The organism is Stenotrophomonas lactitubi (assembly GCF_002803515.1).
GTDB classification, from domain to species: Bacteria; Pseudomonadota; Gammaproteobacteria; order Xanthomonadales; family Xanthomonadaceae; genus Stenotrophomonas; species Stenotrophomonas lactitubi.
In genome coordinates this window covers 852646-877744 of the sequence record NZ_PHQX01000001.1, presented here as the reverse complement: position 1 = coordinate 877744, position 25099 = coordinate 852646, and the positions used below count along the sequence as shown (strand labels likewise).

Annotated in this window: 25 protein-coding genes; 11 read left to right on the top strand and 14 right to left on the bottom strand. The window is 66.3% G+C overall.

What is annotated here, in order from left to right; translation table 11 throughout:
* Window positions 1-26 precede the first annotated feature (26 nt).
* Both CR156_RS04150 and CR156_RS04145 read left to right on the top strand, forming a co-directional pair.
* On the top strand, window positions 27-890 hold the full coding sequence (locus CR156_RS04150) for a hypothetical protein (RefSeq protein ID WP_100552008.1): 864 nt from the start codon (window positions 27-29) through the stop codon (window positions 888-890).
* Between the two features lie 128 nt (window positions 891-1018).
* Complete coding sequence (locus CR156_RS04145) at window positions 1019-1978, top strand: acetyl-CoA carboxylase carboxyltransferase subunit alpha (RefSeq protein ID WP_049465344.1); 960 nt, start codon at window positions 1019-1021, stop codon at window positions 1976-1978.
* A 167-nt stretch (window positions 1979-2145) separates the two neighbouring features.
* Here the strand turns inward: CR156_RS04145 and CR156_RS04140 are convergent, their stop codons facing one another.
* Window positions 2146-2601, bottom strand: a complete 456-nt coding sequence (locus tag CR156_RS04140) for a CopD family protein (RefSeq protein WP_025877688.1) — start codon at window positions 2599-2601, stop codon at window positions 2146-2148.
* A gap of 148 nt (window positions 2602-2749) precedes the next feature.
* On the opposite strand from CR156_RS04140, the gene CR156_RS04135 reads away from it, so the two are divergent.
* Window positions 2750-3346 carry a class I SAM-dependent DNA methyltransferase gene (locus CR156_RS04135; RefSeq protein ID WP_089239821.1) on the top strand — a complete coding sequence of 199 codons (597 nt, stop codon included), beginning with the start codon at window positions 2750-2752 and terminating at the stop codon, window positions 3344-3346.
* 87 nt (window positions 3347-3433) lie between these two features.
* Window positions 3434-4741, top strand: a complete 1308-nt coding sequence (locus tag CR156_RS04130) for a polyhydroxyalkanoate depolymerase (RefSeq protein ID WP_100464249.1) — start codon at window positions 3434-3436, stop codon at window positions 4739-4741.
* Window positions 4742-4853: 112 nt separating this feature from the next.
* Here CR156_RS04130 and CR156_RS04125 read toward each other — a convergent pair whose 3' ends face one another.
* The 3 genes from CR156_RS04125 to CR156_RS04115 all read right to left on the bottom strand — a co-directional run bounded on the left by CR156_RS04125 (window position 4854) and on the right by CR156_RS04115 (window position 7769).
* Window positions 4854-5843, bottom strand: a complete 990-nt coding sequence (locus CR156_RS04125) for a sensor domain-containing protein (protein WP_100552007.1) — start codon at window positions 5841-5843, stop codon at window positions 4854-4856.
* Window positions 5840-6205, bottom strand: coding sequence for a PadR family transcriptional regulator (locus CR156_RS04120; protein WP_089239815.1), 366 nt, complete (start codon window positions 6203-6205; stop codon window positions 5840-5842). Before CR156_RS04120 ends, CR156_RS04125 begins: the two co-directional genes overlap by 4 nt.
* Before the next feature lie 94 nt (window positions 6206-6299).
* The gene (locus CR156_RS04115; RefSeq protein WP_100552006.1) at window positions 6300-7769 is read right to left on the bottom strand and encodes a hypothetical protein; all 1470 of its coding nucleotides are present in this window, start codon (window positions 7767-7769) and stop codon (window positions 6300-6302) included.
* Window positions 7770-7899: 130 nt separating this feature from the next.
* Here CR156_RS04115 and CR156_RS04110 point away from each other — a divergent pair, with 130 nt between their 5' ends.
* Complete coding sequence (locus CR156_RS04110) at window positions 7900-8802, top strand: peptidylprolyl isomerase (protein ID WP_100552005.1); 903 nt, start codon at window positions 7900-7902, stop codon at window positions 8800-8802.
* A gap of 512 nt (window positions 8803-9314) precedes the next feature.
* On the opposite strand, the gene CR156_RS04105 is transcribed toward CR156_RS04110, so the two are convergent.
* Entirely contained in the window at window positions 9315-10187 is an 873-nt protein-coding gene (locus CR156_RS04105; protein WP_089239805.1) for a DMT family transporter, read from the bottom strand.
* A gap of 116 nt (window positions 10188-10303) precedes the next feature.
* Between CR156_RS04105 and CR156_RS04100 the strand changes: the two genes are divergently transcribed.
* Together CR156_RS04100 and CR156_RS04095 are read left to right on the top strand one after the other, a co-directional pair.
* Window positions 10304-11248: a LysR substrate-binding domain-containing protein gene (locus CR156_RS04100; protein ID WP_100552004.1), complete on the top strand. Its 945-nt coding sequence runs from the start codon at window positions 10304-10306 to the stop codon at window positions 11246-11248.
* A 69-nt stretch (window positions 11249-11317) separates the two neighbouring features.
* Entirely contained in the window at window positions 11318-11611 is a 294-nt protein-coding gene (locus CR156_RS04095) for a hypothetical protein (RefSeq protein WP_025877698.1), read from the top strand.
* 86 nt (window positions 11612-11697) lie between these two features.
* Here CR156_RS04095 and CR156_RS04090 read toward each other — a convergent pair whose 3' ends face one another.
* The gene (locus tag CR156_RS04090) at window positions 11698-12507 is read right to left on the bottom strand and encodes a DUF4349 domain-containing protein (RefSeq protein WP_100552003.1); all 810 of its coding nucleotides are present in this window, start codon (window positions 12505-12507) and stop codon (window positions 11698-11700) included.
* The gene (locus CR156_RS04085; RefSeq protein ID WP_089239800.1) at window positions 12504-12860 is read right to left on the bottom strand and encodes a GFA family protein; all 357 of its coding nucleotides are present in this window, start codon (window positions 12858-12860) and stop codon (window positions 12504-12506) included. Before CR156_RS04085 ends, CR156_RS04090 begins: the two co-directional genes overlap by 4 nt.
* 112 nt (window positions 12861-12972) lie before the next feature.
* Here CR156_RS04085 and CR156_RS04080 point away from each other — a divergent pair, with 112 nt between their 5' ends.
* On the top strand, window positions 12973-14781 hold the full coding sequence (locus CR156_RS04080) for a DUF885 domain-containing protein (protein WP_100552002.1): 1809 nt from the start codon (window positions 12973-12975) through the stop codon (window positions 14779-14781).
* A 129-nt stretch (window positions 14782-14910) separates the two neighbouring features.
* On the opposite strand, the gene CR156_RS04075 is transcribed toward CR156_RS04080, so the two are convergent.
* The 3 genes from CR156_RS04075 to CR156_RS04065 form a co-directional block, all read right to left on the bottom strand.
* Window positions 14911-15147: a hypothetical protein gene (locus CR156_RS04075; RefSeq protein ID WP_100552001.1), complete on the bottom strand. Its 237-nt coding sequence runs from the start codon at window positions 15145-15147 to the stop codon at window positions 14911-14913.
* 106 nt (window positions 15148-15253) lie between these two features.
* A complete protein-coding gene (gene smrA, locus CR156_RS04070) occupies window positions 15254-17086 on the bottom strand; it encodes a multidrug efflux ABC transporter SmrA (protein WP_100552000.1) in 1833 nt (610 codons plus the stop codon).
* A gap of 190 nt (window positions 17087-17276) precedes the next feature.
* Entirely contained in the window at window positions 17277-18836 is a 1560-nt protein-coding gene (locus tag CR156_RS04065) for a serine hydrolase (RefSeq protein ID WP_100551999.1), read from the bottom strand.
* 110 nt (window positions 18837-18946) lie between these two features.
* On the opposite strand from CR156_RS04065, the gene CR156_RS04060 reads away from it, so the two are divergent.
* Complete coding sequence (locus tag CR156_RS04060; RefSeq protein ID WP_100551998.1) at window positions 18947-19390, top strand: VOC family protein; 444 nt, start codon at window positions 18947-18949, stop codon at window positions 19388-19390.
* Complete coding sequence (locus CR156_RS04055) at window positions 19387-20265, top strand: DUF72 domain-containing protein (RefSeq protein WP_100551997.1); 879 nt, start codon at window positions 19387-19389, stop codon at window positions 20263-20265. The genes CR156_RS04060 and CR156_RS04055 overlap by 4 nt, the downstream gene beginning before the upstream one ends.
* Here CR156_RS04055 and CR156_RS04050 read toward each other — a convergent pair.
* Window positions 20186-20803, bottom strand: coding sequence for a Pr6Pr family membrane protein (locus CR156_RS04050; RefSeq protein ID WP_100551996.1), 618 nt, complete (start codon window positions 20801-20803; stop codon window positions 20186-20188). The two genes, CR156_RS04055 and CR156_RS04050, sit on opposite strands and share 80 nt — an antisense overlap.
* A gap of 77 nt (window positions 20804-20880) precedes the next feature.
* On the opposite strand from CR156_RS04050, the gene CR156_RS04045 reads away from it, so the two are divergent.
* Window positions 20881-21828, top strand: coding sequence for a DMT family transporter (locus tag CR156_RS04045; RefSeq protein ID WP_100464207.1), 948 nt, complete (start codon window positions 20881-20883; stop codon window positions 21826-21828).
* 39 nt (window positions 21829-21867) lie between these two features.
* On the opposite strand, the gene CR156_RS04040 is transcribed toward CR156_RS04045, so the two are convergent.
* The 3 genes from CR156_RS04040 to CR156_RS04030 form a co-directional block, all read right to left on the bottom strand.
* Complete coding sequence (locus CR156_RS04040; RefSeq protein WP_100551995.1) at window positions 21868-23028, bottom strand: AAA family ATPase; 1161 nt, start codon at window positions 23026-23028, stop codon at window positions 21868-21870.
* Between the two features lie 149 nt (window positions 23029-23177).
* On the bottom strand, window positions 23178-24248 hold the full coding sequence (locus CR156_RS04035; RefSeq protein WP_100551994.1) for a sensor domain-containing diguanylate cyclase: 1071 nt from the start codon (window positions 24246-24248) through the stop codon (window positions 23178-23180).
* Between the two features lie 115 nt (window positions 24249-24363).
* A complete protein-coding gene (locus CR156_RS04030; protein WP_099821461.1) occupies window positions 24364-25086 on the bottom strand; it encodes a pseudouridine synthase in 723 nt (240 codons plus the stop codon).
* Window positions 25087-25099: the final 13 nt, after the last annotated feature.

The following is a 25099-nucleotide window of genomic DNA, read 5'->3' as shown; positions in this document are numbered from 1 at the left end:
GCATACGTCAAGGACGATTGCCCGCAATGAAGAACCTGTTGTTGCCGATGATGGCCGCGCTTGCGCTGGCCGGCTGTTCCTCCAAGGTCGATTTCGAGATCGACAACCCGACCGATGCACCGCTGGCGATCAGCATCGATGGCAAGGAACTGCCGGTGGCCGCGCACGCGTCGCGGCCGATCAGCCTGGCTGCCGGTGAGCATCAGCTGCATACCGACCGCTTGGGCGACGTGCGCTTCATCGTCTACGCCGACGGCCGCGGCGGCCTGATCAACCCCAGCCTCAGCGAATACGTGACCGCGCGCGAGATCTATGTGACCGGCGAGGACAAGCTGAAAAACTTCGGCGTCAGCGGCCCGGGCATCGAGCTGGGTGGGGTCGAGTTCAAGGGACCGTTCGAAAAGCACCACGGCCTGTTCATCGACAAGACCTGGAACTTCGGCGTGCGCGAGCCGTTCCCCGAGGAGCAGGTGGTTGCCCACGTCGATTCGACCGGCGGCAGGATCAGCACCAAGATCTTCACCGCGCCGGACTTCATCGCCTATGTCGAGGACGGCATGGGCGAACCCGGTGCCTACAAGCGCGAGCAGCCCGCCGGCTACGTGGCGCCCGCCTACACGCTGCAACCGGCGCCCGCGCTGCCCGCCCTGGACCCGGCCTTCGAGGCCCATGCCGGTCCCGTGCGCGATATCTATGCGCGCTGGCTGAAGGCCACCACGGCCAGCGAGCAGAAGGCCCTGCGCAAGGAAGACTTCCAGGCGCAGATGGCCTTCACCCGCGCCACCATGACGCTGGGCGCGAAACTGCCGGTGGCGGCCAACCGGGCCTACAACGACTTCGTGACGATCCGCAGCACCGAAATGGCCCGCAGCGCGCTGGTCCTGCCCTGAACCGGCGGCCGGCGGCCGACTGGCGCCGCTGGCCCCCACTGCGCTACCGTCGGTTTCCAGACGAAGGCGTACGGGCCGTTCCTGCGCATTCGGCTAGAATTCCCCTCTTCTTTACACGACGGCTTCCGATGAATCCGAACTACCTCGACTTCGAGCAACCCATCGCCGACCTGGAAGCCAAGATCCAGGAACTGCGCAACGCCAGTGCCGGGCCGGCGGTCAATGTCGAGGCCGAAGTGCATGCGCTGCAGGACAAGCTGCGCGTGCGTACCGCACAGATCTTCCGCAACCTGACCTCGTGGCAGGTGCTGCAGCTGGCACGCCACCCGTCGCGCCCGTACACCGCCGACTACATCCGCATCATCTGCGATGAGTTCCAGGAACTGGCCGGCGACCGGGCCTTTGCTGACGACAAGGCGATCATGGGCGGCCTGGCCCGCATCAATGGTCGCTCGGTGATGGTCATCGGCCACCAGAAGGGCCGCGACACCAAGGAAAAGATCAAGCGCAACTTCGGCATGCCCAAGCCCGAGGGCTACCGCAAGGCGCTGCGCCTGATGAAGATGGCCGAGCGCTTCGGCCTGCCGGTGCTGACCCTGATCGATACCGCCGGCGCCTGGCCGGGCATCGACGCCGAGTCGCGCGGCCAGTCCGAAGCGATCGCGCGCAACCTGATCGAGATGGCCGAGCTGAAGGTACCGATCATCTGCACCGTGATCGGTGAAGGCGGCTCCGGCGGCGCGCTGGCGCTGGGCGTGGGCGACCGCACCGTGATGCTGGAATACGCGGTGTACTCGACCATCACCCCGGAAGGCTGCGCCTCGATCCTGTGGAAGGACGCCGGCAAGGCCAAGGATGCTGCCGAGCAGCTGGGCCTGACCGCGCCGCGCCTGAAGGGCCTGGGCCTGGTCGACAAGGTCGTGCGCGAGCCGACCGGCGGCGCCCACCGCAACCCGACGCAGATGGCCAAGCGCCTGAAGGCCGTGCTGCTGAATGAGCTGGAAGCGCTGGATGCGCTGTCCACCCAGGAACTGCTGGACCAGCGCTACAAGCGCCTGCGCAGCTACGGCACGTACGAAGCGGCGTAAGCCCGGTGCTGCCGGCCGCTAGACAAGCTTGGTAGTGCCGGCCGCTGGCCGGCAACATGCAGGGGATTGCAGAAACGAAAGAGCCGGGCAGATGCCCGGCTCTTCTTGTTTGTACCTCGCACAGCATCCACGCATGGCGTGGATCTACCGGGTCCAAGTGACGCCCCTCAGAACGGCTTGGCCAGCACCAGCCACACGATCGGAATGAACGCCAGCAACGGAATCTCGTTGATCCAGCGCAGCGCGCGCGAGGATGGCAGCGCCCTGCCCTTGGCCACACCCTTGAGCAGGCGCCCGATCCAGATGAAGTACGCCAGCAGCACCACCACCAGGCCCAGCTTGGCATGCAGCCAGCCCGCGCCGCCCGGGGCGACCATGGTCGGGAAATCCGGAATCACCTTGTAGCCCAGCCACAACACCAGGCCGAGCACGAACGCCAGGCCGAACATCGAATGGCCGAAGCGGTACAGGCGCATGCCCATCAGCTGCAGGCGCTCGACCACCGCCGGCTGCCCTGCCGTCTCGGACAGGTTCACCAGGATGCGCGGCAGGTAGAACACCGTGGCCATCCACGCCACCACGAACACGATGTGGAAGGTCTTGACCCAGTAGTAGCTCTGCATGCGCTCGCTCCGGCGGCTGGCGTGGATGTCCGTCATTCTCGCATGTCGTGGCGAGGCCACCCCACGTGCAACCGCCGCGACACATCGACGCATGGTGTGCTGCAACACCGTACGATAGGCGCCGATTTCACGACTGCACCGGACCGCCATGGACAAGACCTACGACGCCGCCTACTTCCAACGCTGGTACCGCCGCGCCGATATCGGTGGCAGTGCACGCCTGGCGCGCAAGGTCGCCCTCGCCGTGGCCACGGCCGAGTACTACCTGGAACGACCGATCCGCAGCGTGCTGGACATCGGCTGCGGCGAAGGCGCCTGGCGCGCGCCGCTGCTGAAACTGCGTCCGAAGGTCGAATACCTCGGTTTCGACAGCAGCGAGTACGCTGTGCGCCGCTACGGCCGGACCCGCAACCTGCACTTGGCCAGCTTTGGTGATTTCGCCTGGCTGCGGCCCTGCGCCCCGGTCGATCTGCTGGTCTGTTCGGACGTGATGCACTACGTGCCCAACCGCGAACTGCGCGCGGGCCTGGCCGGTGTCGCCGAGCTGACCGCAGGCGTGGCGTTCCTGGAGACCTTCGCCGCCGAAGATGAATTCGAGGGCGACCATGACGGCTTCCAGTCGCGTCCGGCCCGCTGGTACCGGCGCGAGCTGACGCGCCAAGGCCTGCAGGCGGTCGGGTCCCACCTCTGGCTGGGACCAGCACTGGCCGGTGAAGCAGCCGCGCTGGAGCAGGCCGCCCGCTGAATACCGCCCATTGAGTGCGCTTAACGTCCGGGACAGTTGGATGCGCTATGCTGCGCGGCAACATAAGACCATACATATTCGGTCGGCATGCTCTATCAACTGCACGAACTGACCCGCAACCTGCTCGCCCCCTGGGTGCACCAGGCCCAGGCCAACGCCAAGTTCTTCGCCAACCAGGGACACTGGTGGTCGCAGATGCCCGGCGCTGATCGCCTGGCGGCGGTCAATGAGCTGTTCCACCGCATCGGCAAGGATTACGAGAAGCCCGAGTGGGGCATCAACGAAATCGAAGTCGAGGGCGAGCGCGTGCCGATCGTGGTGCACGAGGAACTCAGCAAGCCGTTCTGCAAGCTGCTGCGCTTCAAGCGCCACAGCAATGAAGCCGACCAGCTGCACACCATGCTCAACCAGCCGTTCGTGCTGGTGGTGGCGCCATTGTCGGGCCATCACGCCACGCTGCTGCGCGATACCGTGCGCACGCTGCTGCGCGACCACCGTGTGTACGTGACCGACTGGGTCGACGCGCGCATGGTGCCCGGCAGCGAAGGCGAGTTCGGGCTGGACGATTACATCGCCTACATCCAGGAGTTCATCCGCCATCTCGGCGTCGAGCGCCTGCACGTGGTCAGTGTCTGCCAGCCGACCGTACCGGTGCTGGCCGCGGTGTCATTGATGGCCAGCCGCGGTGAACCGACGCCGCGCACGCTGGTGATGATGGGCGGCCCGATCGATGCGCGCTGCAGCCCGACCGCGGTCAACAACCTGGCGACGCAGAACCCGCTGTCGTGGTTCGAGAACAATGTCATCCACACCGTGCCGGCCAGCTATCCCGGTGCCGGTCGCCGCGTGTATCCCGGCTTCCTGCAGCACGCAGGCTTCCTGTCGATGAATCCCAGCCGCCACTTCAGTTCGCACTGGGATTTCTACACCGACCTGGTGAAGGGCGACCTGGAGGATGCCGACGCGCATCGCAATTTCTACGACGAGTACAACGCCGTGCTGGACATGCCGGCCAAGTACTACCTGGACACCATTTCCGTGGTGTTCCAGGACTTCCTGCTGCCGCGTGGCGAGTGGGTGGTCAACGGCGAAAAGGTCGATCCGTCGGCGATCCGCGATACCGCACTGCTGAGCATCGAAGGCGAATTGGACGATATCGCCGGCCTCGGCCAGACCGAAGCGGCGCAGTCGCTGTGCACCGGCATTGCTGCTGACCGCCGCGAGCATTTCATCGTCGAAGGCGCGGGCCACTACGGCATCTTCAGCGGCCGCCGCTGGCGCGAAGTGGTCTACCCGAAGGTGCGTGACTTCTTCGCCGCGCATGCCGAAGCCCCGGCAGCGAAGGCGACGAAGAAGAAGAGCAACGTCACCCCGCTGCGCCGCAAGGCGGGGTAACCCGCCCTGCTTCCGGTAGATGCCAACCTTGGTTGGCGCTCTGCCGTGAATCCCGATGCCGGCGGCATCGTGCCAACCAAGGTTGGCACCTACCCAAGCGTGGATTCCCGCTTTACAACCGCACCAGCAGGTTCTTGGCCAGCATGCCGTGCAGCTTGCCGATGCCGCGTGCCAGGTGCATCGTCAGCAGCAGCAGCAACACGCCCACCGCTGCAACCCCGATGGCCACCAGCGGCGAGGCCGCCATAGGCAGAACGTTCACGTCGTTGATGTAGATGCCGGGGATATCGCCACTGAAGATCGCCGCCACCGGCGCCCAGATCAAACCCAGCGACAGCGACAGCAGGGTCACCGCGATCGTGAAGTAGATGATGCCCAGCGGCAGCATCAGCACGAAGTACAGCAGGGTCAGCCAGGTGCGGCCATCGGTGAACATGTCGCCGATACGCTGCAGCCAGCTGCGGCTGCGGTCGGTGTACTGCGGCCGGCGCGGCATGCGCTCACCCAGCAGCGCTTCCACCAGCCGCCCTTCCAGCAACGCCAGCCCACGCACCGAGCCGAAGAACAGCACGGTCAACGGGACGCCGATGATCAGGATCAGCAGGCCCAGCGACAACGACAGGCCGGTGACCACCCAGGTGAAGAAGAAGATGCCGGTGGCCAGCGACAACAGCATGTAGAACAGCGCGCCGTAGGTGTGCGGGTCGGTCACCACGCCGAAGAAGCGCGCCAGCAGCGAACGCTGCGCGGGGACTGCCGGCTGCGCCGCCGGTGCAGCACCGCTGGCCTCGGCCGCTGCACGCAGCACCGGGCCCGTGTCGGCCCGCGGCGTACGCAGCGCGCGGTTCACCGTGAGCTCGGTTTCGCGATAGATCTCCGCCACCTCGTCCGGTGCACCGTAGCTGCCGGCGACATCGGCGATGACCTCGGCTTCGCTGCGGCCGGGTTGCGCTGCCAGTTCAGAGCGCAGGTATTCCTCGGCGTCGTACAGGGCGTCCTGCACCATCGCCGGATCGGCACCGTCCAGTGCCGCACGCAACTGCGCCAGGTACTGCGGAATGGTGCTGGGCAGACTGTTGCCTGCCAGGTTCAGGTCGTTCATTGCGGTATCCCCTCCAACACGGAATCGACGGAATCACGGGTGTCACGCCAGGCCTGGCGCCATTGCTCCAGCACCTCCCGGCCACGCGCGTTGATGCGGTAGTAGCGGCGCGGCGGCCCGCTGCTGGACGGCTCCACATGGCTCTCCAGCAGGCCGGCGCCCTCCAGGTTGCGCAGCACCGGGTACAGCGCGCTCTGCTTGCCGCTGAGCACGCCCTCGCCCACACGCTCCAGCTCTTTGGCGATCAGGTAGCCGTACAGCGGCTCACCGGCGCGGGCCAGCACCGCCAGCAGGGCCAACGAGACCGTGCCGGCGCTGAGCTCCTTCTGGAACTTCTTCAGGTGGACATCGTCTTCGGACATGACCGGCCCTCCACTACGTTGAAGTCAACAGTAGTGCGAAGTTCGGTATAGCGAATGTGTCGTTAGTCACTCTGCCGGTTGGGCACCGGCCACATCAGGCTTGGCGGACCGCCTCAGCCAGCCGCTGTGCCATTGCATTGGAGAGGTCATGCCCACCGTGTTCAAGGCGGGTCAGCAGGGCTTGTCGGCGCGCTGCCGACAGCGGTGAGTAACCCTCGCTCACGCGAAGCCAGTTCTCCACCAGGCGCAGATGCCATGCACGTTCGTCCTGCCTCTGCGGGACCGCATCCAGCAGAAGTTCCAGATGCTGCCACAACGGCATGTGGGGCAGCAGCCGAAGCAGTCCGGTCTGAGCCACCGGGGAAGGACCGTCGTGGCAGAACGCCAGCAGCCGGGGGGCGTCCAGTTCGGCTACCCAGTCCGCCTGCGCGTGGGTCAACAGTTCGTGGATGCTTCGCCCCGGCTCCTCCAGCGCAACGCGCAGCAACGCCAGCCCTGCGCCGCCCTCGGCCCGTATCCAGCCTCGTACGCAATTGCGCCGATGGCGCGCCGTCACCCGTGGATAAAGCGACCGCAACAGTGCAACGTCCTCAGCGACGGCATGGTCGGCCAGCGCTTCCAGCGCCACGCGCCAGCGCCCCGCTGTCTGCTGCGCCAATGCGCTGCGCCACAACTCGATGGCCGGCGTTGCGTGGCGCTGCCGCACCAGGAATGCCGCCAGACTGCGGACGGCCCGTGCACGGTCGAACAGTGCATCCTCGACAAACACGTCGATCCCTTCCACCTCATGCGCCACCAACGTCCGCAGGGCCGACGCGCGCACTTGGCTGGAGGGAGCTGTCAGCGCGATGCTGCACTGCTCCAGCACCTGCGATGGGTCGCCCTCATCGAGAAGGTCCTGGAAGGCCATGCGTGCAATGCGCGGATCGCTGTCCCGCAGCGCGCGCGCACGGATCGCCACACGCTCCGGGTGGACATCGAAGGCGATCGCATGGGCGCTCAGCCGCGTACGTGAGTCACGATGGACGAGCAGGCCACCCAGCACTGCCCGCTGCGAGGGCGCCGATAGCCAGCCCTCCAGCGTATCCCTGCGCCAATCGGCATCCACCCGTTGCGCATCCTGCAAGCGAACCGCCAGCGGCCACGCTGCCAGCACGTCGTCGATGCTGCAGCGGGACAGCAGAACTTCCACCACCTGCTGGGCTACAACCCGCACCTCAGGGACCCAGTCATTGCAGCGCAGCAACGCACTGGAAAGCGTCAGACGTCCTGCAAGGGCGCCCATCCGCTGCAGCGCCGCCTGACGCGTGTGACCATTGCCGTCCGCGCCGGCGAGAAACAACGCAGCCGCCTGCACTGCGGCTGGTGCCTGCGGACTGACCTGAAGGCAGTCGAGCAGCTCACTGTTCCGCGGCGCCCACCAACTGCGCCGGCGGCCATCGATATCGACCAGCATCCGTGGCGACTGTGCATGCAGCCAGCAGACACCGTCTTCGCCTTCATCGATATTGCCTTTCAGATAGCCATCGACCATCGCCTGCAGTTTGGCCCCTGGATCCAGCATTGGCATTTCGTGCGTCCATGCAAAGGAAGCACATCGTGCCGCAGGGGCGGCGCGACAGCCAGTCTGCAGGATTGGCGCAACAGCAGCGACTCGCGCAGAATCGAAGCCTCGTTCATGCCCCGGGGATCCCATGCCGCACCGTCGCCGTCTTGCCCTGTCCACCCTGGCCTTGGCCTGCCTGCTGCCCGCACTCGCCAGCGCGGCCACGCCCTACCGCAGCCCGCAGCAGATCCTGGATGCCTCCACGGCCAGCGACTGGCGCACGCCGGACCCGGCCAACCTGCTGTACATGGACCTGCCGGCCGGGCGGGTGATCATCGAGCTGGCGCCGCAGTTCGCCCCGCGCCATGTCGGCAACATCCAGACCTTCGCCCACGAGCACTTCTGGGACGGCACCAGCATCTACCGCTCGCAGGACAACTTCGTGGTGCAGTTCGGCGATGCCGACGCCGACGATGCCGCCAAGGCCAAACCGTTCGGCAGCGCACAGCGCAAGCTGCCGGCCGAATTCGAGCGTGCCAACAGCGGTTTGAAGGTGAGCGTGCTGCCGGATCGCGATGGCTGGGCAGCGCAGACCGGCTTCGTCGACGGCTTCCCGGTCGGTCAGGACCCGCAGGCCGGCAAGGCCTGGCTGGCGCACTGCTACGGCATGCTGGGTGCGGGCCGCAGCAACGAGGAAGACAGCAGCATCGGTGCAGAACTCTACGTGGTGACTGGCCAATCGCCGCGCCAGCTGGACCGCAACATCACCCTGGTCGGCCGCGTGCTGAAGGGCATGGAACTGCTCAGCGCGACCCCGCGCGGACCGGCACCGATGGGCTTCTACGCCGACCCGAAGCTGCGCACGCCGATCGTGTCGATCCGTCGCGTCAGCGACGTACCCGCGGCCGAGCGCACGCCGATCCAGGTGCTGCGCACCGACTCGAAGACCTTCGCCGATACGGTCGAAGCGCGGCGCAACCGCGTGGATGATTTCTACAAGCGCCCGGCGGGACATATCGACCTGTGCAATATCCCGGTGCCGGTGCGGTAGTGGCTTGGCTTCCTGCACATGACGCGTGCTGAAGATGCTTCATTGTTCATGGGCGTTACTTTTCTTTTCGCGCGAAAAGAAAAGTAACCAGAAGAAACGCGCCGCAAAACCGCGAGCCGCCGTGCTTCGCACGTCGGTCCCCTGCGATGCTCGGCTCGCTCAAGGCGGACTGAAAGGGCAAGATCAACAGCAAATGCATCCACGCATGGCGTGGATCTACTGGGTGCAGCTGTAGCCTTTGGTCTGGGTCCGCCTTGAGCGAGCCGAGCACCGCAGGTCCGGCGAGGGCAAAGAGGCGCGGGTGTCTGAGCGCAGCGAGTTCCCGCGTCGTCCCTCGGCGGACCGAGGAGCGCAGGGTACCGACGTGCGAAGCACGGCGGCTCGCGGTTTGGCGGCGTGTTTCTTTGGTTACTTTCTTTGCACGAGCAAAGAAAGTGACACCTCCCCGCAGCCGCGGAAAAGGGCTCGCCGGGCATGGCCCGGCGCTACCGATGCGTGGGCGCCAATGAGCCTCAGCCCTTCTGGCTGACCGCCACGCTGCCCAGAATCAACGCACCCGCAATCAACATCTGCACCGTCACCGCTTCGCCCAGGAACAGCCAGGCAAACGCAGCACCGAACAACGGAACCAGGTAGGTCACCGTTGACGCACGCGACGGGCCGATGCGGCCGATCAGGCGATAGAACATCAGGAAGGCGAATCCGGTGCAGACCACGCCCAGCGCGATCGCCGCGCCCCAGGCCTTGCCCGGAATCGGGCCCTGCGGCAGATGCGTGAGCGCCATCGGCAACAACCACAATGAGGCGCACGACAACGTGGCAGCGGCGGCCGCAGCCGAGGGCAGACCGGTCATGTGCCGCTTCACCAGGTTCACGCCCAGTCCGTACAGCAGCGAGGCTGCCGCACCGGCCAGCACGGCCGTACCGATGCTCAACCCCGAGATCTTGGCCGTGGCCAGCACCACCACGCCGGCAAAACCGACCAGCAGCGCGCCCGCGCGGCGCACACCGATCTTCTCGCCGAAGAACAGGAACGCAATCAACGCGGCAAACAGCACGGTCATCGCATTGCAGATCGCACCGATGGCGGCCGGCGCACGCTCTGCGGCGTACGCGAACAGCACGAACGGCAACGCCGAATTGACCAGGCCGATCGGTGCCAGCCACAGCCACCGGCGCGGTGGGAACTGCGCGCGGGCGCGCCACAGGAACGGCAGCAGCACCAGCGCGCCCAGCACCAGCCGCACCTCGACCAGGGCGAACGGACCGAACGAGGGCACCGCCACCCGCATGAACAGGAACGAGCAGCCCCAGATCGCGCCGAGCAGGGTCAGTTCCAGCGGTGTGCGCCAATCACGCTCGGTCGCCTGGGGTATCGCATTCATCTTCTGTGTCCGTCCGTCAACGTGGCGCTGGTCTGGCCACACAGGATCGGCCGCAGACGCCCGCTGCACAAGCGCGTAGTATCGCTGCCAGCCACAAATATGGCTTGAGGCTGGACATGCTGCTACGCCCTTCCCTGCTTCCTGCGCTGGCCGTTTTCGCGGTCGCCGCGCGCCATCAGAACTTCGCCCAGGCGGCGCAGGAACTGCATCTGACCGCCAGCGCGGTCAGTCACCATGTGCGTCGCCTGGAAGAGGTGCTGGCCACGCGCTTGTTCCTGCGCCATGCTCGCGGTGTACGACTGACGGCCGAAGGCCGGCAGCTGGCCGACGCCGCCAGCGCCGCGTTCACCGATGTGGCCGCCGTCGCCCACCATCTGCAGCCGGACGCGGACAGCGTGCCGCTGCGGATCGCTACGCTGCGCTCATTGTCGTATTGCTGGCTGTTGCCACGTCTACCCCGTTTCACCCAGGCCCATCCACACATCCGCATCGAGCTGCACACGGGTAGTGGCCTGGACCGCTACGACGAAAACGGCCCGGAGGTGGGCATCCGTTATGGACTGGGCCAGTGGCCCGGACTGCACGCGCAGCACCTGATGGACGACAACCTCTTTCCCGTCGCGTCCCCGGCATTGTCCGGTGTCGAAGTACTGGAAGACCCGGCACGCATTGCTGAGTTGCCGCTGCTCAGTGATCTGTCACCACAGGGCTGGCGCGACTGGTTCCGCCACGCCGGCGTGCGCCCGCCGTCGCCGTTGCCGGCGATGCACACCTTCGCCGACAGTACCGACGCGATGCGCGCGGCGGTGTATGGCATGGGCGCGGTGCTGGCACGCACCCACGTCGCCCAGCCTTATCTGCAGCGCTATGAGCTGGTGCGCCTGCCAGGTCCTGCAATGAAGGCACGCTATGCCTATTACGTGGTGCATGCCGAAGGGCGGCCGCCCAGCCCCGCCGCGCGGCTGTTCATCGACTGGTTGCTGAGCCAGGCGCAGGACGAACGCACGCCTATTCCCGCGTTGCCCGACAGCCTGCTGGGGCGCCCGAGCACACCCGGCTGACTGCGCCCTCACCCGATCTTTGCCCGGCGCTGGCTAGGCTGCAGGCGAACCCCACAACGTGCTTCCGCCATGGCCCTGCTGCGACTGCGAATTACCGGAACTGAAGACGATGCCCGTGCGATCAGCGACCTGCTGCTCGGCCTGGAAGGCATCGAACACGTCGAAGAGACCGACGACCTGATGCCGCACATGGATGACGATGATTCCAGTTCGGCCGGCCTGTCCGACGACATCGGCCCGGGTACCCACGAACTGGAAGTGGAAGTAGGCAACGAGAGCACCGCGCAGAAGGTGCGCGATGCGGTGCAGGAACTGGCGCTGGAACTGGATGTGTTCGTCGAATACGAGACCGACGAAGGGTGAACAGCCGCCGGGCATGGCCCGGCGCTACCTTCTGCACATTCCGGTAGCGCCGGGCCATGCCCGGCGAGCGCATCGCGCGGTATCGATCAGGCTTTGCGGCGGCGACGACGGATCAGCGCACGGACGATCCAGGCCATCACCAGCGCCACCAGACCCACCGGCAGCAATGCCGCCGCAGCTCGGATCAGGAATGCCACGCTGGTGCTGAGAATGCTGCCCGACTCGCTCAGTGCTTCGCCGATCTCGCTGCGGCTACGCTGGCCGGAGGTGGTGTCGAAATGCATCGTCACCAGCTGGGTATCGATGCGCCTGCGCTGCTGGGCGGCGTCCTTGGTGGCCTGCTCCACACCCGCCTCGATCTCCGACAGGCGCGTAGTGATCGCCATCAGATCCTCGATCTTCAGATCGCCGCGGTCCTGGTAGGACAGCAGCCGCGCGTGCTCCTTCTCCAGGCGTGCCTTGGTCAGCGCGGTGTCGGCCACCTGCTGGGCCAGGTCCTCGGCACGCGTATTGCGCGCCTGCAGCTTGCCGCCTTCGCCGGCCAGGCCGATCAGCGATTCCACACCCTTCGGCGCGATGCGTACCTTGACTTCGCCACTGGGCTGTTCGCCACTGCGCTGATCCACCTGCAGCACCGCGCACTCTCCGAACTTCGCGTTCTGGCAGGCCTGTGCGACCTGCTGGATGCGCGGCGCGATCTGCGCCGCTTCCAGCTGCACCTGCACATCGTGCTCGTAGGCCAGGAAAGCGCCTTCCGGCGAAGCGACAGCGGCATCGGCATCGGCAGCGACTGCGCCGGACTCCTGCGCTCGCTCACCGTTCTTGGCACAGGCCGCCAGCGCCAGCAGCAATGCCGGCACGATAACCACACGCGTCCACACGCGAGGCGCCGTCATCGCGAGGCTCCGTCGAACGAGGTGATCGACAATCCACCCAGCTCTACCTGCGGCAGGCAGCGCACGTTGATCGCCACCATCGGCAGGCCACTGCGCGGGTCCACCGCCTCGCTGTAGGGCGCGGTGCCGCACGCGCGGCAGTGATGGTGATCGATGTTGTGGGTGTTGAACTGGTAGGTCGCCACGTCGGCGATGTCGGTGCCCAGCTGGAACGCCTCGCGCGGGGCGAACCAGAGCAGGCTGCCGCGGCGGCGGCACATCGAGCAGTTGCAGTCGATGACGTCCTTGATGGGTGCATCAGCCTGCACGGTGAATGCGATCCTGCCGCAATGGCAGCTTCCCTGGTATTCCATGTCCTGCGCTCCGCTGGAGGGTCCTTGTGTGCGCCCATGGTAATCCTATGGCACGGGGACAAAGCAGCCCCGGGGGCCTATGCTCGGGGATTGACCCCGTACAGGAATGCCGATGCGCCCGCATCTTCTTGCCCTCGCCCTCGTCGCCGCCCTCGCCGGTTGCCAGCCGGCCGATGCCCCGACCAACGGTTCCACCCCGGCCGCCAGCCAGCAGGCTGGTGATGCGGCGGTCGATGCCGCCTTCGCCGACCTGTCCAAGCGTGCCCTGGACACCTGGATGCAGCTGTCCCCGGTCAGCGCCACCCAGATCGGCGACCACCGCTATGACAGCGAGATCGACGACCTGAGCGCGGCCGGCCAGCAGAAGACCGTGGACGCCTACAAGGGCCTGCTTGGCGAACTGGACAAGATCGAGGTGGCCAAGCTGGGCCGCGAGAATCAGGTGGATGCCGCGATCCTGCGCAACCAGCTGCAGTCGGAAATCTGGAATGCCGAGGTGATGCAGTCCGGCAAGTGGGACCCGCAGCTGTACAACGGCGTTGCCGGCAGCGCGATCTACGGCCTGATGGCGCGCGAGTTCGCGCCGCTGCCGGAGCGCCTGAAGTCGGCCACCGCGCGCATGGAAAAGCTGCCGGCGATCTTCGCCCAGGCCCGCGAGAACCTGGATCCGGCACGCGTGCCGAAGATCCATGCCGAGACCGTGGCCAAGCAGAACAAGGGCATCCTCAGCATCGTCGATACCTTCATCACCCCGCACATCGGCGAGTTGCCGCAGGCCGACCAGCAGCGCCTGCAGGCCGCCATCGACGGCCTGAAGAAGGCCGTGGACGAGCAGCAGACCTGGCTGGACAAGACCCTGGTGCCGAACGCCAAGGGTGACTTCCGCATCGGTGCGGAAAAGTACGACCAGAAGCTGAAGTTCGCGCTGAATTCCTCGCTGTCGCGGCAGGAGATCGGTGAGCGTGCGCGCGCCGAACTGAAGCGCGTGCGCGAGGACATGTACGGCATCGCGCAGACCGTGCTGAAGGACAAGCCGGGCGCACCGGAAATGCCGGCGCAGCCGAGCGACGAACAGCAGCAGAAGGCGATCGAGGCCGCGCTGGAGCTGGCCTACGCTGACAAGCCGGCGCGCGACAAGGTTGTCGACGATGCCAAGGCCGCACTGGAGCAGTCCACCGCGTTCGTCCGCGAGCACGACCTGATGACCCTGCCCGACGCGCCGGTGGACATCATCCTGATGCCGGAATTCCAGCGTGGCGTGGCCGTGGCGTACTGCGATTCGCCGGGCCCGCTGGACAAGAACCTGAAGACGTTCTACGCCGTTTCGCCGATTCCGGACGACTGGAACGACAAGCAGGTTGACTCGTTCCTGCGTGAGTACAACTCGCGCATGATCCACCTGCTGAGCATCCACGAAGGCACCCCGGGCCACTACCTGGAAGGCTGGCACTCGGCCAAGTTCCCCTCCACCCTGCGCGCCGTGCTGCGCTCGGGCCTGTTCGCCGAAGGCTGGGCGGTCTACACCGAGCGCATGATGCAGGAGCAGGGTTACCTCAACAACGACCCGCTGTTCCACCTGGTGCAGTTGAAGTTCTACCTGCGCACCATCTCCAACGCGATCCTCGACCAGGGCGTGCACGTGGACAACTGGGATCGCGAGAAGGCGATGCACCTGATGACCCACGACGCCTTCCAGCAGGAAAGCGAAGCCTCGGGCAAGTGGGTGCGTGCGCAGCTGACCTCGGCACAGCTGCCGACCTACTTCGTCGGTGCACAGGAACACTTCGACACCCGCAAGGCGATGCAGGACAAGCTGGGCGACAAGTTCAACCTGAAGGCCTACCACGACCAGATGCTGTCCTACGGCGCCCCGCCGGTGCGCTTCGCGCGCCAGCTGATGCTGGACCAGCCGATCGAGTGATCGGTCGGGTGTGAGTTGAACGCAAACGGCCCGGGGAGACCCGGGCCGTTTTCATTTCCATGTGTGCAGGCGCATCCCATCCACCCGGATCCTGCAGTAGATCCACGCCATGCGTGGATGCTCGTCGGTTCAGAGCATGTGGATGTAGAGTTTTTCCGCGTGTGGCCGGACATCGAGAAAATACTCTGCACCGCAGCCACGGCATTTGGACGGATGCTCCTCGTCGCTGCCCCGCTGCTCATCCAACGCGCTGGCCAGGACTGGATGCCCGCAGTCGAAGCAGAGGAATGCGATGTTGCTGCCATGCGCATCCGCTTCGATTTCATCACCCTCATAGTCCATCAGCAGAAAGTCGGTAATGTTCAAGGCGCACCTTTTCCTGGTCTTGGCAGCAAGAAATCAGCCCAGTTTCCTTTCAACCAACCCTGTGGAGCATTGCCTTCCGAGCGGTGCATCCACGCATGGCGTGGATCTACTCCTCGGCAGCAACAAACCCACCGGTCTGCCGCGCCCACAAGCGCGCATACAGGCCACCGGCCTCGATCAGCTCGGCATGGGTACCGGTCTCGACGATGCGGCCCTGGTCCATCACCACCAGCCGGTCCATCCGCGCGATGGTCGACAGGCGGTGGGCGATCGCGATCACCGTCTTGCCACCCATCAGTTCGTCCAGGTTGTCCTGGATCGCCGCTTCCACTTCCGAGTCCAGCGCCGAGGTGGCCTCGTCCAGCACCAGGATCGGCGCATCCTTCAGCAGCACGCGGGCAATGGCGATGCGCTGGCGCTGGCCACCGGACAGCTTCACGCCACGCTCGCCGACATGCGCGTCGTAGCCACGACGCCCTTCGCCGTCGACCAGCGTATCGATGAAGGCCTCTGCGCGCGCCTTGGCCACGGCCGCGCGCAGCTGCTCGTCGCTGGCATCCGGGCGGCCGTACAGCAGGTTGTCGCGGATCGAACGGTGCAGCAGCGAGGTGTCCTGGGTCACCACACCGATCTGCTGGCGCAGGCTTTCCTGGGTGACGTAGGCGATGTCCTGGTCGTCGATCAGGATGCGACCGCTTTCCAGGTCGTACAGCCGCAGCAGTACGTTCACCAGCGTCGACTTGCCGGCACCGGACGGGCCGACCAGGCCGATCTTCTCGCCCGGCTTCACCACCAGCTCAAGGCCAGCGATCACGCCACCCTTCTTGCCGTAGTGGAAATGGACATCCTGGAAGTGCACGCCGCCACGGGTCACACGCAGCGGTACAGCATCCTCACGGTCCTGCACGGTCAGCGGCTGGGCGATGGTGGTAATGCCATCCTGCACGGTGCCAATGTCCTCGAAGATGCCGTTGATGGTCCACATGATCCAGCCGGACATGTTGTGGATGCGGATCACCAGGCCGGTCGCCAGGGTGATCGCGCCGACAGTGATGTGTCCGCCGTTCCACAGCCACAGCGCAAGACCACAGGTTCCGGCGATGAGGAACCCGTTGACGATGGCGATGGTCAGGTCCATGCCGGTGGTGATCCGGGTCTGCGCGCGGTGCTTGACCGCCAGTTCCTGGATCGAATCGGCGACATAGGCCTGCTCGCGGCCGCCATGGGCGAACAGCTTCAGCGTGGGAATGTTGGTGTAGCCGTCGACAATGCGTCCCATCGCCTTGGAGCGCGCCTCCGACGCGATCCAGGCCCGTTCCTTCGCGCGCGGCACGAAGTAGATCATGATCACCACGTAGGCCAGCAGCCACAGGATCAGCGGCACCATCAACCGCCAGTCGGCCTGCGCGAACAGGTACAGCGCGGTACCGGTGTAGACCACGATGTACCACAGCGAATCGACCATCTGCACCGCCGACTCGCGCAGCGAGGTACCGGTCTGCATCACCCGGTTGGCCATGCTGCCGGCGAAGTCGTTCTGGAAGAAGCTCAGGCTCTGCCGCACCACGTAGTTGTGCATCAACCAGCGCGAGCGATTGCTCAGGCCCGGCACGATGGCCTGGTTGACCAGCAGATTGTGCAGACCGACCAGGATCGGGCGCGCGATGACGGTGATGAACAGCATCCAGCCGAGGGTATCGGCGTGGCGCTGGAAGAAACCCGCGCCCGGCTGCTCGGCAACCATGTCGACGATGCGGCCGAGGAAATCGAACATCGCCACTTCCACCAGCGCCAGCAGCAGGCCGGCGATCAGGGTGGCCAGCAGCACCGGCCACACCGGTCGCAGGTAGTGCAGGTAGAACGGCACCACGGTGCGCGGCGGCATGCGCCCGTCAATGGGCGGAAACACCGGAATCAGGGATTCAAACCAACGGAACATCGCATTCCCTCGCCATCGATAGCCGACGGAGTATCCCACGCCGCGTGTGTACGCCGGCCGACGACCGCCCCCGGTTCCGGGTAGCGCCGGGCCATGCCCGGCGGCCCCTGCAACCGCGCTACGCGCTCGCCGGACGTGGTCCGGCGCTACCAATCCGCTCGGCCAAACAGTAGCGCCACGCCCGGCGGCGTTATTTCACCGGGGTGAACAGCAGATCCTGGAAATCGAAGCTGAAATCGGTCAGGTCGGAGATCGGCTGCATGCGCACCTCGCGCACGTTTCCATCCGGGTCCAGGCTGAAATTCACGAACGCATCGGCATTGAGCGAGCGATCGTCCCAGCGCACGATGAAGGTGTCGTGCTGCCAGTGTTCCAGGCGGCCGCTCAACTGTGCCGTCTTTGCGAAGCGCAGCCGAAGGTCCTTGCCTTCCGCGCGGATGACCATGTCGCCATACCAGCGGTCGCGGTAGGTGGCCGCATACCCGGCCAGCGGCAATGACGGCCTGCTGCCCTTGTCACGCTCCGCCTGGTGCTTGGCCCACGCTTCGTCGGCCTTGTCCTGGCCCTTGGCCACGCCCTTCGCATAGGCATCCACCCAGTCGTGCTTTTCACCGCCCAGGTAGGCATCAAGCACGCTCAGCGTGATCGCATTGAATGCCGCACCCACTTCCTGGTTGGTCAGCACCACCACGCCCAGCTTCTCGCCCGGCACCAGCGTCAGCCGCGAAACCATGCCCGGCCAGCCACCGGTGTGCCAGACCAGCTTCTGGCCGCGATAGTCGCTCAGGCTCCAGCCCTCGCCATAGCCGGCGAAGTTGGCCCGCGCCGGCGCCAGCTCCGGCACGCTCGGCGCCGGAATCGTCTGCGGCGTGATCATCTGCCACATCTGCTGCTGGCTCTTGGCAGTGAACAGCGGCGTGCCATCGGCCAGCTTGCCTTCGGCCAGCTGCACCTGCATCCAGCGTGCCATGTCGTGGGCACTGGAATAGATGCCACCGGCCCCGGCGTTGTTCGACCAGGTCAACGGCGCAACGGTACGCAGATCCTTGAAATCGTACTTGGCGTGACCGACCGCAGCGTTGTCGCCAGCCCTGAGGTGATCGGCGTTGTAACGCGTGCCGGCCATGCCGACCTTGTCGAAGATGCGCGTCTGCAGGAACTGCTGGTAGCTCATGCCCGAGACGTGCTCGACCACCTGCTGGGCGACCGCATACAGGATGTTGTCGTAGGCATAGCGCTCGCGGAAACCACCTTTCAGCGGCACCTGGCCAAGGCGCTGCACGACTTCGGCATTGCTGTAGGACGTGGTCGGCCAGAACAGCAGGTCGCCCGCGCCCAGGCTCAGGCCACTGCGGTGCGAAAGCAGGTCGCGGATCGTCATCTGCCCGGTCACGAACGGATCGGACATGCGGAACGATGGCAGGTGGTCGATCACCTTGTCGTCCATCTTCAGCTTGCCGTCCTCGGCCAGCAGATTCAGCGAGGTGGCAGTGAAGGCCTTGGTGTTGGAGGCGATGGCGAACAGGGTGTCGGCCTCGACCGGCGCCGGCTTGCCCAGTTCACGCACGCCCCAGCCGCGCTCCAGCACCACCTGCCCGTCCTTGACCACGGCCACGGCGATACCGGGTACGTCGAACTGCGCGCGCACGCGCTCGACGGTCGCATCCAGGTCCTGCAGCTGCTGCGGCGTCGCCGCATTGGCCATGGTCGTGCACGCAAGCAGCACGGCTCCTCCGATCCAGGTATTCATCCAGCACCATCTCCGAACAGGGGTAGCGGCCATGTGCACGCCGTCACCGGGGTTTCGCGCGATGGTAACGGTCCCGGGTGCAGCCTGCCCTGTGCCATAGGAGGGGTGTCATGGGTGCGAACGGCCAGAGCAGCAACGGCTCCACCATCATTCCGTGCCTGCGCTACCGCGATGCGCTGGCGGCCATCGACTGGCTGCAGCGCGCGTTCGGTTTTCACGCGCAGGCCGTGTATGCCGACGGCGATACCGTGCACCACGCACAGCTGGTGTTCGGCCAGGGCATGATCATGCTCGGATCTGCCAGCAACAGCGGCGAATGGGCCAAGCTGGCGGTGATGCCCGATGAAGTCGACGGCCGGCAGACCCAGAGCGCCTGCGTGATCGTTACCGACGCCGACGCCCACTATGCACGGGCCAAGGCCGCCGGTGCGCGCATCGTCATCGACATCGCCGACCAGGCCTACGGTGGGCGTGGCTATGCCTGCGCAGACCCGGAAGGCTACCTGTGGTGGTTCGGCAGTTACGATCCGTGGCGGGCGGAACACACGCAATGACGGCACGATCAGCGTCTGCGGCGCCGGTCCGCTGCGGTATCGGCGGCTGGGTGTACCCGCAGTGGCGTGGCGGCGCCTTCTATCCACAAGGGTTGATCCAGCGCGAAGAGCTGGCCTACGCCAGCCGCGCGTTGCGCTGCATCGAAATCAACGGCACCTTCTACCGCACCCCGACAGCGACCCAGTGTGCGCAATGGGCCGCGCAGACGCCGGACGGCTTCCGCTTCTCGATGAAAGCGCCGCGCCATCTTGTGCAGCGGCGAGATCTATCGTCCACGGTCGAGGCAGCTGGCTCGTTCCTGCAGGCAGCCATCGCTCTCGGCGACCGGCTTGGCCCGTTGCTCTGGCAGTTCGACCCGCAGCACCCGGCCGATGCCGAGGCGCTGGACACCTTCATGGCACAGTTGCCAAAGCGGCTGGATGGAACGGTGTTGCAGCATGCACTGGAGGTGCGCAACGCCAGCGTCCATGGAAGCGAACTGGTCGAAGCGGCGCGCCGGCATGGCGTGGCCCTGGTGATCGAAGACAGCGACGAGTCACCGTTGCACGGTGACATCACCGCCGGCTTCGTCTATGCACGGATCAAACGCAGCCAGGCCAGGCTGAGCGAAGGTCTGCCCCTGCCGATGCAGCAGCGCTGGGCCGGGCGCGCGCGGTGCTGGGCCGGAGGCGAGATAGTGGACGACCTGCCCTGCCTGGCCCCACCGGCCGCGGCCGCGCCGCGCGAGGTCTACCTGCTGTGCATCGGCGCCGGCAAGGCACGCAATCCGGCGGCGGCGATGGCGTTGCAGCGGCTCATCGACGGCGCCAGCGATCCACGGCCCATAGCAGTGTCCAGCCCAGCACGAACACCCCGCCGACGCGCAGTAGGCTGAGGCCGAATGCACGCGAACCGATCCGCTGCACTTCCAGGAACGGATACGGTGCGCTGCCCAGCCACGAGGCCGTGAGCATCGCCCAGCCCAGGTAGGCCAGCGGCACCAGCAGGACCGCGCCCAACGCGCGCCAGCGCAGGTCACCATGAGGCAGCAGCCCCGCCCAACCGGCCAGATACAGCAGCGGCACCACGTAGTGCAGACCGACATCGGCCCACCACTGCAGGCCAGTTGGCTGCCACAGCCCCTGCAGCGCCAGCAGATAGATCAGGCCGGTGACGCCGATGCACAGTGCCAGGGTGGCGGCCACCGTCGGTCGCAGGGCGCGGCCGCGGCAGAGCCGGACGCAGCCCAGGCACACGGCCAGATTGCTGAGGATGGTGAAGTAGCTGAAGAAGCGCAGACTCGCCACGCCGGGGCCCAGGCTGGCGCCGATGCCGCGCATCAGCAGGGCGAACTGCAGCAGCAGCGATGCTGCCGCGACCAGCGCGGTCAACAGCGCCCAGCCGCGCAGCAGAAGAAAACTGGCAGCGGGCATGCACGGCTCCCTCGTGGCAACGCCGCGAGCATGCCACAGGCATCGCCCGCCGATGCGCCTTGCCTCACAATAGGGCGATGAGCACACCCGACACCCGCAAAGCGCTTTGGCAGATCCACTTCTGTGTCCTGCTGTGGGGCGTCACCGCCATCCTCGGCAAGTTGATCACCCTGCCCGCGCTGCCGCTGGTGTGGTGGCGGATGCTGCTGGTGGTGGCGATGCTGGCACTGCTGCCGCGGGTCTGGCGCGGGCTGCGTACGTTGCCGCTGCGGCTGGTCGCCGGCTATGCCGGCATCGGCGCGCTGGTTGCGCTGCATTGGCTGACGTTCTATGGCGCGGTGAAGCTGGCCAATGCCTCGGTTGCTGCGACCTGCATCGCCCTGGCACCGGTGTTCACTTCGATCATCGAACCGTGGGTGGCCAAACGCCCGTTCCAGATGCGCGAGCTGGCCTTCGGCCTGGCCGTGCTGCCCGGTGTGGCGCTGGTGGTGGGCGGCGTGCCCGACGGCATGCGCATGGGCGTGTTGATCGGCGCGCTCTCGGCCCTGCTGGTGGCAGTGTTCGGCTCGCTCAACAAGCGCATGGTCAGCCATGCCGATCCGCTGACGGTAACTGCGCTGGAGCTGGGCGCCGGCACCATCACCCTGACCCTGCTGGCACCGCTGATGCCGTACCTGCTGCCGGCGCTGGCCAGCCCGTTGTGGATCGTTCCCGACCTGCACGACGGCATCCTGCTGCTGGTGCTGGCCGGGGTCTGCACGCTGCTGCCGTTCGCCCTGGCCCTGGTCGCGCTGCGCCACCTCAGCGCCTACACCGTGCAGCTGGTCACCAACCTGGAGCCGGTCTACGCCGTGTTGCTGGCCGTGGTGCTGCTGCGCGAGCAGCATGAAGTCACCCCGTGGTTCTATCTGGGCGTGGCGATCATCGTCGGTGCCGTGTTCCTGCATCCGCTGCTGAACCGCCGCAAGCGCGTGCAGCATCCGGAGATCCTCGGCACATCCGAAGCGCGCAACATCGCCGATTGAGTGTGTCCGCGCATTGCGCGGATCTTCCCGGTACCCGTCTCAGCGCTGCGGCCAATGCCAGGCCGGTGCATCCAGCAGGCCCTGCCCGCCCAGCAGCGTCCGCCCATGCTCCTTGTACAGGTGCATCGAATGGCAGTGCGGTGCCTGCTCCAGCGCGGCGATCAAGCGCGTGGCATGCGATACCACCCAGACCTGGCTGCGCGCACTTGCGGCGATGATCAAGCGTGCCAGCGCCGGCAGCAGATCCGGATGCAGGCTGGTCTCGGGCTCGTTGAGCACCAGCAGCGGCGGCGGCCGAGGCGTGTGCAGCGCCGCTGCCAGCAACAGGAAACGCAGCGTGCCGTCGGACAGTTCGGCCATCGACAGTGGCCGCAGCAGCCCGGGCTGGTGGAAGCGCAGCGCGAGCCGGCCATCCAGTTCCCCGAAGCTGACCGTCGCCCCCGGGAATGCATCCTCGACACTGCGCGCCAGCGCCTGCGGATCGCCGATTTCCAGAATCGTCACCCAGGCGGCGGCGAGGTCGCGGCCGTCATGGTGCAGCACCGGGGTACGGGTCGCCATCGCCGGTTGTCGCGCCGGTGCATCGGCATCGCTGCGGAAGTGGTCGTAGAAGCGCCAACGGCGGATGTACTCGCGCAAGGTGATGGCTTCCGGCATGCGCTGCGGATCGCCCACCTGGGTGAACAGGCTGTCGAACAGGGACAGTCGGTCGTCCACCAGGTCCCAGCCGCGCGGGTGCCGCTGCCGCACCAGCGCACCGCGGCGGTCGACCAGCAGGTTGGCGCTGCGCAGGAACGGTCCCGCCCAGATTGATTCGGCCTTGATCTGCGGATCCAGCGCGAAGGCCGATCGACTCGGCGGCGGATAGCCGAGGTCGATGGCGTAGCCGAATTCATCGGTGGCGAAGCCCAGCTTGAGCCCCACCGATTCCTGCCGCGCCCCGCCCTGTAGCGGGATCTCGCCGGTCAGCACGCGGCGGTCGATCTTTTCCGGACCGGCCCACAGCGCCGAACCCAATCCACCCTCCCGGGCGAGTACCGCTGCAACTCCCCCCTGCGCGGTTTCCGCCAGCAGGCGCAGCGCGCGGTACAGGCTGGATTTGCCACTGCCGTTGTCGCCGGTGACGACGTTGAGCTGCTGCATCGGCAGCACCAGCGCATGCAGTGATCGGTAGTTGGCGATGGCCAGGGTCTGCAGCATGGTCGACGTCCTTGCAGTGAGACGTTGAGGGTGCCCTACGGGGATCGCAGTGGTTGCGACTGTCCGGAAACGCTCCGGTCATCCACGCGTGGCGTGGATCTACTGGTGCATCCACGCATCGCGTGAAGCCACCGCAGCCACCCCGGCGGTCAAGGCGCTACTTCCACCCGGTTGCGGCCGGCGCCCTTGGCCCGGTACAGCGCGGCATCGGCACGGGCCAGGGTCTGCTCGGAGGTTTCACCAGGCCGGTGCTGCGCCACGCCGATGCTGATCGTCACCGGGAAGCCCAGCGGCAGGTTGGACACCGCCACGCGCAGGAACTCGCATTGCAGCTCGGCGGTACGCAGATCCACGTCCGGCATCAGTGCGACGAACTCCTCACCGCCGTAGCGTGCGGCCATGCCGCGCCCGGCGAAGTGCGAGCGCAGCAGCGCCCCCAGTTCGGCCAGCACCCGGTCGCCGGTCGCATGGCCCTGGAAATCATTGATGTGCTTGAAATGGTCGATGTCCACCAGCGCCACACAGGCCTGCCGCGCCTGCCCATCAACGGCGACCACGGCTTCACCCAGCGCTGCTGCCAGTGCGCGGCGGTTGGGCAGGCCGGTCAGCGCATCGGTCCGGCTCTGTTCGGCCAGGTCGGCATTCTGTGCCAGCAGCAGGTCGTGGTAGTCCGACAGCAGCCGCTCGTAGTCGTCGCGCTCGAGCATGTGCTTCTGGATGTCCAGCGCGAAGCGGCGCAGCTCCATCACCAGCATCACCTGCCGCGACAGCGCGGCCAGCGCTTCGGCCTTGTCGCTTGCCAGGTGCTGCGGGCGCGCGTCGAACACGCACAGCGTGCCCAACGGCAGGCCGTCACTGCTGATCAGCGGTGCACCGGCATAGAAACGCACGTGCGGGTCGCCAGTTACTACAGGGTTGTCGTGGAAGCGCACATCCTGCAGCGCGTCCTCGACCACCATGATCTCCTGCGGTTGCAGGATGGCATGGCCACACATCGAATCACTGCGCAGGGTCTCGGCCGCATCGATGCCCTGTATCGACTTGAACCACTGCCGCTCGACGTCGATCAGGGTCACGGCCGCCATCGTCGTGCCGCATACCGCCTTGGCAATGGCGACCAGATCATCGAACGAGCGTTCCCGTTCGGAATCGAGGATCCGGTAGCGGTACAGCGCCTCCAGGCGCAGCGCTTCGTTGGCGGGCTTGTCGGGCTTGATCATGCAGCGTCACGTTCCGGCAGGTCGCCGCAAAGTCTAGCTGATGTAGAGCCGCACCCATGCTCGACTGCACCCGGGCAACGGCAGCCGAGCATAGGCTCGGCTCTACACACGTCGTTTACCAGTCCTGCTGCTGCGGCAACAGGCCGTGCAGCTCCTGCTCGGTCAGGTTGCGCCACTGGCCGGGCTTCAGCGCACCGATCTTGATGTTGTCGATGCGCACGCGGCGCAGCTGCGTCACGCGATAGCCGAACTCGGCCGACATCAACCGGATCTGCCGGTTCAGGCCCTGCTGCAGGGTGATGCGGAAACCGAACTTGGCGATCCGCGAGGTCTTGCACGGCAGCGTCATCTGGTCATGAATGCGCACGCCGCGGGCCATCGCGCGCAGGAATTCGTCGGTGACCGGCTTGTTCACCGCCACCAGGTATTCCTTCTGGTGGCCGTTTTCAGCGCGCAGGATCTGGTTGACGATGTCGCCGTTGCTGGTCATCAGGATCAGGCCTTCCGATTCCTTGTCCAGGCGGCCGATCGGGAAGATGCGCTGTTCATGGCCGACGAAGTCGACGATGTTGCCCTTCACCGTGCTTTCGGTGGTGCAGGTCACGCCCACCGGCTTGTTCAGCACGATGTACACGTGGCGGCGGGCGCCTGGCTTGCGGGCAGTGCGAACGCGCAACGGCTGGCCGTCGACCAGCACCTTGTCCTCCTCGCCGACCACTGCGCCGGTGCCGGCGGCATGGCCATTGACGGTGACGCGGCGGGCGGCGATCAGGCGATCGGCCTCGCGACGGGAGCAGAAGCCGGTGTCGGCGATGTATTTGTTGAGTCGGCTGGTCATCGCCCCATTATCC

Coding starts and splice junctions, on each gene's coding strand:
- CR156_RS04150 (WP_100552008.1), top strand. CDS start 27: ATGAAGAACCTGTTGTTGCCGATGATGGCCGCGCTTGCGCTGGCCGGC.
- CR156_RS04145 (WP_049465344.1), top strand. CDS start 1,019: ATGAATCCGAACTACCTCGACTTCGAGCAACCCATCGCCGACCTGGAA.
- CR156_RS04140 (WP_025877688.1), bottom strand. CDS start 2,601: ATGCAGAGCTACTACTGGGTCAAGACCTTCCACATCGTGTTCGTGGTG.
- CR156_RS04135 (WP_089239821.1), top strand. CDS start 2,750: ATGGACAAGACCTACGACGCCGCCTACTTCCAACGCTGGTACCGCCGC.
- CR156_RS04130 (WP_100464249.1), top strand. CDS start 3,434: ATGCTCTATCAACTGCACGAACTGACCCGCAACCTGCTCGCCCCCTGG.
- CR156_RS04125 (WP_100552007.1), bottom strand. CDS start 5,843: ATGAACGACCTGAACCTGGCAGGCAACAGTCTGCCCAGCACCATTCCG.
- CR156_RS04120 (WP_089239815.1), bottom strand. CDS start 6,205: ATGTCCGAAGACGATGTCCACCTGAAGAAGTTCCAGAAGGAGCTCAGC.
- CR156_RS04115 (WP_100552006.1), bottom strand. CDS start 7,769: ATGCTGGATCCAGGGGCCAAACTGCAGGCGATGGTCGATGGCTATCTG.
- CR156_RS04110 (WP_100552005.1), top strand. CDS start 7,900: ATGCCGCACCGTCGCCGTCTTGCCCTGTCCACCCTGGCCTTGGCCTGC.
- CR156_RS04105 (WP_089239805.1), bottom strand. CDS start 10,187: ATGAATGCGATACCCCAGGCGACCGAGCGTGATTGGCGCACACCGCTG.
- CR156_RS04100 (WP_100552004.1), top strand. CDS start 10,304: ATGCTGCTACGCCCTTCCCTGCTTCCTGCGCTGGCCGTTTTCGCGGTC.
- CR156_RS04095 (WP_025877698.1), top strand. CDS start 11,318: ATGGCCCTGCTGCGACTGCGAATTACCGGAACTGAAGACGATGCCCGT.
- CR156_RS04090 (WP_100552003.1), bottom strand. CDS start 12,507: ATGACGGCGCCTCGCGTGTGGACGCGTGTGGTTATCGTGCCGGCATTG.
- CR156_RS04085 (WP_089239800.1), bottom strand. CDS start 12,860: ATGGAATACCAGGGAAGCTGCCATTGCGGCAGGATCGCATTCACCGTG.
- CR156_RS04080 (WP_100552002.1), top strand. CDS start 12,973: ATGCGCCCGCATCTTCTTGCCCTCGCCCTCGTCGCCGCCCTCGCCGGT.
- smrA (WP_100552000.1), bottom strand. CDS start 17,086: ATGTTCCGTTGGTTTGAATCCCTGATTCCGGTGTTTCCGCCCATTGAC.
- CR156_RS04065 (WP_100551999.1), bottom strand. CDS start 18,836: ATGAATACCTGGATCGGAGGAGCCGTGCTGCTTGCGTGCACGACCATG.
- CR156_RS04060 (WP_100551998.1), top strand. CDS start 18,947: ATGGGTGCGAACGGCCAGAGCAGCAACGGCTCCACCATCATTCCGTGC.
- CR156_RS04055 (WP_100551997.1), top strand. CDS start 19,387: ATGACGGCACGATCAGCGTCTGCGGCGCCGGTCCGCTGCGGTATCGGC.
- CR156_RS04050 (WP_100551996.1), bottom strand. CDS start 20,803: ATGCCCGCTGCCAGTTTTCTTCTGCTGCGCGGCTGGGCGCTGTTGACC.
- CR156_RS04045 (WP_100464207.1), top strand. CDS start 20,881: ATGAGCACACCCGACACCCGCAAAGCGCTTTGGCAGATCCACTTCTGT.
- CR156_RS04040 (WP_100551995.1), bottom strand. CDS start 23,028: ATGCTGCAGACCCTGGCCATCGCCAACTACCGATCACTGCATGCGCTG.
- CR156_RS04035 (WP_100551994.1), bottom strand. CDS start 24,248: ATGATCAAGCCCGACAAGCCCGCCAACGAAGCGCTGCGCCTGGAGGCG.
- CR156_RS04030 (WP_099821461.1), bottom strand. CDS start 25,086: ATGACCAGCCGACTCAACAAATACATCGCCGACACCGGCTTCTGCTCC.